General features: G+C 64.6%; 8 protein-coding genes and 1 tRNA gene. 8 read left to right on the forward strand and 1 reads right to left on the reverse strand.

The window, feature by feature from the left end; genetic code table 11:
* Positions 1 to 144: 144 nt before the first annotated feature.
* Positions 145 to 657, reverse strand: a complete 513-nt coding sequence (locus PMI42_RS16800; RefSeq protein ID WP_008136160.1) for a MarR family winged helix-turn-helix transcriptional regulator — start codon at positions 655 to 657, stop codon at positions 145 to 147.
* Between the two features lie 181 nt (positions 658 to 838).
* Here PMI42_RS16800 and PMI42_RS16805 point away from each other — a divergent pair, with 181 nt between their 5' ends.
* From PMI42_RS16805 to PMI42_RS16840, 8 genes are all read left to right on the forward strand, one after another.
* The gene (locus PMI42_RS16805) at positions 839 to 2,029 is read left to right on the forward strand and encodes an aromatic ring-hydroxylating dioxygenase subunit alpha (RefSeq protein WP_008136162.1); all 1,191 of its coding nucleotides are present in this window, start codon (positions 839 to 841) and stop codon (positions 2,027 to 2,029) included.
* 61 nt (positions 2,030 to 2,090) lie between these two features.
* A complete protein-coding gene (locus tag PMI42_RS16810; RefSeq protein WP_008136163.1) occupies positions 2,091 to 3,386 on the forward strand; it encodes a spinster family MFS transporter in 1,296 nt (431 codons plus the stop codon).
* A 142-nt stretch (positions 3,387 to 3,528) separates the two neighbouring features.
* On the forward strand, positions 3,529 to 3,732 hold the full coding sequence (locus PMI42_RS16815; RefSeq protein WP_008136165.1) for a hypothetical protein: 204 nt from the start codon (positions 3,529 to 3,531) through the stop codon (positions 3,730 to 3,732).
* Between the two features lie 160 nt (positions 3,733 to 3,892).
* Positions 3,893 to 3,969: transfer RNA gene (locus tag PMI42_RS16820), tRNA-Asp, on the forward strand.
* Positions 3,970 to 4,153: 184 nt separating this feature from the next.
* On the forward strand, positions 4,154 to 4,468 hold the full coding sequence (locus tag PMI42_RS16825) for an HU family DNA-binding protein (RefSeq protein ID WP_008136167.1): 315 nt from the start codon (positions 4,154 to 4,156) through the stop codon (positions 4,466 to 4,468).
* A gap of 103 nt (positions 4,469 to 4,571) precedes the next feature.
* Positions 4,572 to 5,822, forward strand: coding sequence for a peptidase T (gene pepT / locus PMI42_RS16830; RefSeq protein ID WP_008136169.1), 1,251 nt, complete (start codon positions 4,572 to 4,574; stop codon positions 5,820 to 5,822).
* Between the two features lie 278 nt (positions 5,823 to 6,100).
* Positions 6,101 to 6,460 carry a hypothetical protein gene (locus PMI42_RS16835; protein ID WP_008136171.1) on the forward strand — a complete coding sequence of 120 codons (360 nt, stop codon included), beginning with the start codon at positions 6,101 to 6,103 and terminating at the stop codon, positions 6,458 to 6,460.
* A 121-nt stretch (positions 6,461 to 6,581) separates the two neighbouring features.
* Positions 6,582 to 6,980 carry a FixH family protein gene (locus tag PMI42_RS16840; RefSeq protein WP_008136173.1) on the forward strand — a complete coding sequence of 133 codons (399 nt, stop codon included), beginning with the start codon at positions 6,582 to 6,584 and terminating at the stop codon, positions 6,978 to 6,980.
* The last annotated feature ends 149 nt before the right edge of the window (positions 6,981 to 7,129 follow it).

Below are 7,129 nucleotides of genomic sequence, written 5' to 3' on the forward strand. Positions count from 1 at the left end.
TGTTTGCTGCGTCATGCCGCCGTGTCCCGGCGACGGCATGCGCTTGAGGGCGACGCTTATGTGAGGGCGCGCGATTTCCCTAATTGAAAACTTCTTAGAAGGACTCTTAGAAGCGATCGATTGTTGCCAGGGATTGCCGGGACGTCAGCGCGAATTCTTCTCGGCCTCGAGCATCTCGGCGGCAATTGCCGTGAGCTCGTCGACCTGCCGCAGCAGCGCGTCGAACTCGGCTTCGCTCAGATCTTTCAGCAGGCGGCGGTTGCGCTCCTGCGCGCCTTCGACGATCGCGTCATGCGCGGCGAGGCCGGCGTCGGTGAGCGAGACCAGAACCTCACGGCTGTCCTTCGGATTTGCCGACTTGGCGATCAGCTTGCGCGACACGAGCTCCGCGAGCGCGCGGCTGATCTGTCCCTTGTCCTGACCGACCGCTTCAGCCAGCCGCGCCACGCTCATCGGCGGCCGCCGGCCGAGCGAGGCGACCAGACCGAACTCCACCGAGGACAATCCGGCGATCCGCTTGTAGCGCAGGATGGCGCCGCGCCTGAGCAAATTGGCCAGCACCATCAGCCGCGACGACAGCATCGCGGTGATCGGCGCCGGCTCGCTTCGGTCCGCCTCGGGCGTCACCCACCCGTCCCTGCCCGGTGTCTGGTTCATGGCTCACCTGTGCCAAGAAAGCCCGGGCGTGCCAAGTGCTGGTAGCGCAACCTCCCCAGCCCTGATCCAAATGCGACTAAGAGGCATTTGGAAGATCGTTGACATTGTCATCGAATTATCTTTCACTTGCGACAAGGCATTGAAAAGGCCGGGCCGGCATGGCCACAGCGGGAGGACCAGCATGAGCATCACCCAGCGGGATCGCGATCTCGGCACGGCCTATGCGATGAAGCCGGCGCAGACGCGCACCGAGCTCACCTCGGTGGTGCGCGGCACGCCGATGGGCGAGCTGCTGCGCCGCTACTGGCATCCGGTCGGGCTCGTCGGTGACGCCACCGACACGCCGAGAAAGGTGCGCGCGCTCGGTGAGGACCTCGTGCTGTTCCGCGACAAGCACGGCCGCGCCGGCCTGTTGCACGCGCGCTGCTGCCATCGCGGCACCACGCTCTATTACGGCAAGGTCGAGGAGGACGGCATCCGCTGCTGCTATCACGGCTGGAAGTTCGACACCGAGGGCCATTGCCTGGAGCAGCCCTGTGAGCCCGACGGCGGCGCGTTCAAGGACAAGGTGCGCCAGCCCTGGTACCCGGTCGAGGAGCGCTACGGATTGATCTTCGCCTATATGGGCCCCGCCGAGAAACGCCCGCAGCTTCCGGCTTACGAGTGCCTCGAGAACATGGACGACGGCGAGTTCGTCGAAGCCGACGATTCCTCAATCGGCGGCGGCGGGCCCGCGATCATCCCCTGCAACTGGCTGCAGCATTTCGAGAACGTGGTCGATCCCTATCACGTGCCGGTACTACACGGTTCGTTCTCGGGGCCGCAATTCACTGACATGATGGCCTCGATGCCCGAGGTGAAATTCGACAGGACGCCGCGCGGCATCGCCGTGCGCTCGATCCGCAAGCAGGACGACGGCAAGGTGTTTTATCGCGTCACCGAAGCTGCCCTCCCCACCTTGCGCGTCGTGCCCAATCCGCGCGTGGCGCAATTCGCCCGCGTCGAGTCGATCGGCTGGACGCTGCCGATCGACGACAATTCGTTCCGCATCTACGTGGCCGGCCGCGTCAAGAAATCAGGCGACATCGGCCGCATGCGCTCGAAGTTCAACGGAAAGTTCTGGTGGGACATGACGGAGCAGGAGCACCAGCAATTCCCCGGCGATTACGAGGCGCAGGTCGGCCAGGGCCCCGTCACTGTTCACTCCGAGGAGCATTTCGGCCAGAGCGACCGCGGCATCCTGATGATCCGCCGCATGCTGGGCGAGCAACTGGAAGCGATGGAAGCAGGTCGCGACCCGATCGGCGTCTCGTTCGATGCGAACCCGGCAATGGTCGAATTCGAAGCGGGGAATTATATCCGCGAAGGATAGGCAGCCGGCTCGAATAAGAGCTGGACCGACAACGATAACAAAGACAAATTGGGGGGATGCGATGGTCGACGTGACGTCACAAGTGTCCGTGCAAACGACGGCGGCGGCAAAGCCTTCGCCGCGGCGCTACTATGTGCTCGGCCTTCTCACCATCATCTACGCGCTGAACTTCCTCGACCGCACGATCTTCAACGTCCTGATCGAGCCGATCAAGAAGGAGTTCGCCCTCAGCGACACCATGATGGGCCTGCTTGCGGGCTTCGGCTTCGCGCTGTTCTATTCCCTGCTCGGCATTCCCATCGCGCGCGTCGCCGACCGGCTCAACCGGCGCAACATCGTCGCCGTCGCATTCGCATTCTGGAGCGCGATGACGGCGCTGTGCGGCGCGGCCACCAGCGTGACCTCGCTGGCATTGGCGCGCATCGGCGTCGGCATCGGCGAATCCGCGGGCTCCCCGGCCTCGCAGTCGATCGTCGCCGACCTCTTCACCAAGAACGAGCGTCCGCGTGCGCTCGGCATCTACGCCATCGGCACCTATCTCGGCGTCTTCCTCGGCTATTTCGTCGGCGGCTATGTCAACCAGCACTATGGCTGGCGGATGGCCTTCTATGTCGCCGGCCTTCCCGGCATCCTGCTCGCACTGGTGCTGTGGCTGACGATCTCCGAGCCGAAGCGCGGCGCGATGCAGGAGAGCTTCGTGCCCGAACCGCTCGGGCCGACCCTGCGCTTCCTCGGTGCGCAGCGCAGCTTCATCATCGTCCTGATCGGCTTCTGCCTCACCACCTACACGAACTATGCGACCGCGGCCTGGATCCCGCCGTTCCTGGCCCGCGTGCATCATCTGTCGAGCGCCGAGATCGGCACCTATGCCGGCACCTTCAAGGGGCTCGCCGGCATGGCCGGCACCCTGCTCGGCGGCTTCGTGGTGGCGCAGATCAGCCGCCGCGACGACCGCTGGAAGCTGTGGGCGCCCGCGATCACCTCGGGCCTCGCCGGCCCGGTGTTCGCGCTCTGCATGCTGACGCAGGATTTTGCGATGATGGTCGCCATGCTGGCGCTGACCTCATTCCTGGTCGGCTTCCATCTCGGCCCGATCTTCGCGATCGCGCAGACGGTGGCCAAGCCGAGCATGCGGGCGCTGGCCTCCGCCCTGATCGCGCTCACCGCCACCTGCTTCGGCCAGGGCGTCGGCCCGCTCGCCGTGGGGGTGGTGAACGACGCCCTGAAGGGCGCTTACGGCGCCGACGCCGTGCGCTATTCCCTGCTCTCGGCGGCGGTCACGACCATTCTGGGTGCCCTGCTGTTTGTCTGGGCGGCGCGGACGATTCGGGACGATATCGGCCGGGCGGCCGCCTGAAACGCGTTCAGGCCGCCAGCCCGGCGAAACCATGCGGGCGTATTCATGAAACCATTTTGCGGAACCCGCGAAACCATCCGGAAACAGACGGTCCTTAAGACATGAGCCCATAGACGGCGGCCAAGCCCGTCGGGAGGCTCATATGAACCACTCAATTCACTCCGCAGACCGTGGTACCCACCTCAAGATCGTGGTGGTGGCGCTGGTGGCCGGCATTGCAGTGGCCGGTTTCGGGATTGCAGCCCGTACCAACGCCGATTACAGCCAGACCGCCCAGTCGACCCACGTGATCAAGGCCGGCAAGCCGGTCGTGGTGACGAGCGCGGGCACGTCCGAGATTCGCTGATGCGCCCTATTCCGGGCTGACCAGAGGCCGCCGCGAGGCGGCCTTTTTCGTTTTCCAAAGCAATGCTTAGCGCAGATGCTCGGGCACAGCGTAACGTCCTTGACTTCACCAAGCCCCGCCTTTAAGTCCCCCCTCGTTCCGCGCGCTTTCAGCGAACCACGCGGGAGTAGCTCAGTTGGTTAGAGCGCCGGCCTGTCACGCCGGAGGTCGCGGGTTCGAGCCCCGTCTCTCGCGCCATTTTGGCAATTCCTTCATAGCCTTAGCCCGAACTTCTCGACGCCTTTCGCGGCTGCGCCGCAGCCGTCGGGAACTCGCGGCATAGTCAGCCCGCGCCCGAATCGTCTACGCCTTCCAGGACCTGGAGGGATCCCCACGCTTTTCCGGCTTTTCCGGGGCTTCCCTCTCATTGAGGAGGCTAGATATGGGTAAGAAGGATTCGGCGAAAAAGGCTGCCGCGCCCGCCACCATCACGCTCAAGCACCTTGCCGCCGACATCGCGGAGAGCCAGGACCTGTCGAAGAAGCACGCCGAGGCCGTCCTGACCGACATGGTCGAGCTGATCACCAAGCACCTGAAGAAGGGCGACCGCGTCCGCATCGTAGGGCTCGGCATCCTCCAGGTCCGCAAGCGCGCCGCCCGCACCGGCCGCAATCCCGCCACCGGCGAGGCGATCCACATCAAGGCCAGCAAGAAGGTGGCGTTCCGCCCCGTGAAGGAACTGAAAGAGGCGATCTGAGAAGCTACCTTTCGTTAAGCCTGATCCGCGCCGTTCCGGCCGCAACGTGGCCCGCTTTTCTGGTATACCGAGGGCTTCCCTGACCCCGGCGGTTTGACCAGAAATGTCCTCCCTCACCTTCACGCATACCGTGACCGAGCGCTTCCTGCGCTACGTCACCATCGACACCCAGTCCGATCCGGCATCCCCCAGCTCTCCTTCGACCGAGAAGCAGAAGGATCTCGGCCGCGTCCTCGTCACCGAGCTCAAGGCGATCGGCATCGCCGACGCACATCTCGACGAGTACGGCTATGTCTACGGAACGATCCCGGCCAACACCGACAAGAAGGTGCCGGTGATCTGCTTCTGCTCGCACATGGACACCTCGCCCGACGTCACCGGCAAGGACGTCAAGCCGCAGGTCGTGAAGAACTATCGCGGCGGCGATATCACGCTTCCGGGCGACACCAGCCAGGTGATCCGCTTTGCCGAGCATCCCGCGCTGAAGAACCAGATCGGCAACGACATCATCACCACCGACGGCACCACGCTGCTGGGCGCCGACAACAAGGCCGGCGTCGCCGAGATCATGGATGCCGCGTATTTCTTCATCAACAATCCCGATGTGAAGCACGGCACCATCAAGATCCTGTTCACGCCCGACGAGGAGATCGGCCGCGGCGTCGACAATGTCGACATCAAGAAGCTCGGCGCCGATTTCGGCTACACCATGGACGGCGAGAGCGCAGGCAGCGTCGAGGACGAGACCTTCTCGGCCGATGGCGCCACCATCACCATCACCGGCGTCAGCGCCCATCCCGGCTACGCCAAGGGCAAGATGGAGCACGCGATCAAGATCGCGGCCGCCATCGTCGAGCGGCTGCCCAAGGAAGGTTGCTCGCCGGAGACGACGTCGGGCAAGCAGGGCTTTCTGCATCCGATCGGGATCGAGGGCGCGCTGGAGCAGGCCACGCTCTCCTTCATCGTCCGCGACTTCACCGAGGAAGGGCTGAAGGAGAAAGAGGTCCTGCTCGAGGACATCGTCAAGGACGTGATGAAGGACTATCCGCGCTCGACCTACACGTTCGAGGTGCGGGAGCAGTACCGCAACATGAAGCAGGTGATCGACCGTCACCCGCACATCCTCGAATACGCCATCGAGGCGATCCGCCGCGCGGGCCTGCGCCCGATGCGCACCGCGATCCGCGGCGGCACCGACGGCTCGCGCCTGTCCTTCATGGGCCTGCCCTGCCCCAACATCTTCGCCGGCGAGCATGCATTCCACTCGCGCCTCGAATGGGTCAGCCGTCAGGACATGGAAAAGGCGGTGCAGACGATCGTGCACCTGGCGATGATCTGGGAGGAGAAGGCGTAGGGCTATTCCCTGCGACAGGCGCAAAATAATTCCGGGCCCCGCGGAACGATCCGGCGTGGGGCGCGTTGGCGATCAAAGTCCCAAGGATGAGAATGTGAGCACAAAGGCCTCAGCCGGTCAGCCCCGGGCTGGGGCCTTTCCGTGTCTGGCCGGCGCGACATCACGCAGTAACATCGTACTCCGCGATCCCCGAGACAGTTAACCACCCACACGCCCTGCTCGCACACTCGTGAACCACCGGACTTTCCAATGCAGTCCCCGTGTGAGAGTGTTGCGGCATGATTGCTCGTCGCATCCTCAGGCAGGTGCTCGCGGTCCTCGTGACCGCGGGGCTGATGGTTGCGCCGCTGGTGACGCCGGCGGCGGCGGCATCCTTGATGGCGAGCGACATGCAGATGGCCGACACGCAGGACATGTCAGCCGACATGCCCTGCTGTCCCGATCAGCAAGACCACAAGCAATGCCAGGACTGCCCCCTTCTCGCGATCTGCATGTTGAAAATATTGCAGGCCGGGCCGGCGGTCGTGACGGCAATTCTCGATCCGCGTAGGCTCGAGCAGTTGCGGCCGCTCGATGATGCCATTGCCGACGGCCTCATCCGGCCACCTCCGGATCATCCACCTCGATCGATCGTCTGACAGGCGCCCAGGCGCCTGGTGAAGATGCGTGTCGGAAGCGGCGCGCATCGCTGCCTGCCGTCCTGCAACGCGTCACGCTGTTGCGTGCGGCTCCATCAGACCCATCGAGGAATTGAAGATCATGACAATGTCCAACCTCGCGCGCGCCGCCATGGCCGCGCTGATCGCCGCTGCGTTTGCGACCTCCGCACGCGCCGAGATCAAGAACTACGAATTCCAGCTCGTGCAGCCGACCGTCAAGGCCGGCGCCGATCGCATCGTGACGGTGCGGCTGGTCAACAAGACCTCCGGCAAGACCGTGCCAGATGCGGTGATCTTCGCCAGCCGGCTCGACATGGCGCCCGACGGCATGCAGGAGATGGCCACCAAGATCACGTCGATGCCGGGCACCGAGCCCGGCACCTACCGTTTCAAGGCGACCTTCGGCATGGCCGGGCGCTGGCAGCTCTCGCTCGGCGCCAAGGTGCAGGGCGAAGCCGGCACGGTCGAAAACAAGCTCGTCGTCACGGCCGAGAAATGAGCCGCCGCCTCCTCATCGGCACTGCCGCTGCGATCTTCACAGCGGCAGGCGCCACGCTGTTCGCCGGGTCGTCGCACCCGCTGGACGGCACCATCGCGTCCGAGGCGAACGCCGCCGATACGGCTGGCCCGCTCTATTATCAGGACCCC

Origin of the sequence: Bradyrhizobium sp. YR681 (assembly GCF_000282615.1) — a bacterium.
GTDB lineage: Bacteria > Pseudomonadota > Alphaproteobacteria > Rhizobiales > Xanthobacteraceae > Bradyrhizobium.

Bases quoted from the DNA above. Each gene is read 5' to 3' on its own strand.
- PMI42_RS16835 (WP_008136171.1), top strand. From the start codon at position 6,101: ATGATTGCTCGTCGCATCCTCAGGCAGGTGCTCGCGGTCCTCGTGACC.
- PMI42_RS16805 (WP_008136162.1), top strand. From the start codon at position 839: ATGAGCATCACCCAGCGGGATCGCGATCTCGGCACGGCCTATGCGATG.
- PMI42_RS16800 (WP_008136160.1), bottom strand. From the start codon at position 657: ATGAACCAGACACCGGGCAGGGACGGGTGGGTGACGCCCGAGGCGGAC.
- pepT (WP_008136169.1), top strand. From the start codon at position 4,572: ATGTCCTCCCTCACCTTCACGCATACCGTGACCGAGCGCTTCCTGCGC.
- PMI42_RS16810 (WP_008136163.1), top strand. From the start codon at position 2,091: ATGGTCGACGTGACGTCACAAGTGTCCGTGCAAACGACGGCGGCGGCA.
- PMI42_RS16815 (WP_008136165.1), top strand. From the start codon at position 3,529: ATGAACCACTCAATTCACTCCGCAGACCGTGGTACCCACCTCAAGATC.
- PMI42_RS16825 (WP_008136167.1), top strand. From the start codon at position 4,154: ATGGGTAAGAAGGATTCGGCGAAAAAGGCTGCCGCGCCCGCCACCATC.
- PMI42_RS16840 (WP_008136173.1), top strand. From the start codon at position 6,582: ATGACAATGTCCAACCTCGCGCGCGCCGCCATGGCCGCGCTGATCGCC.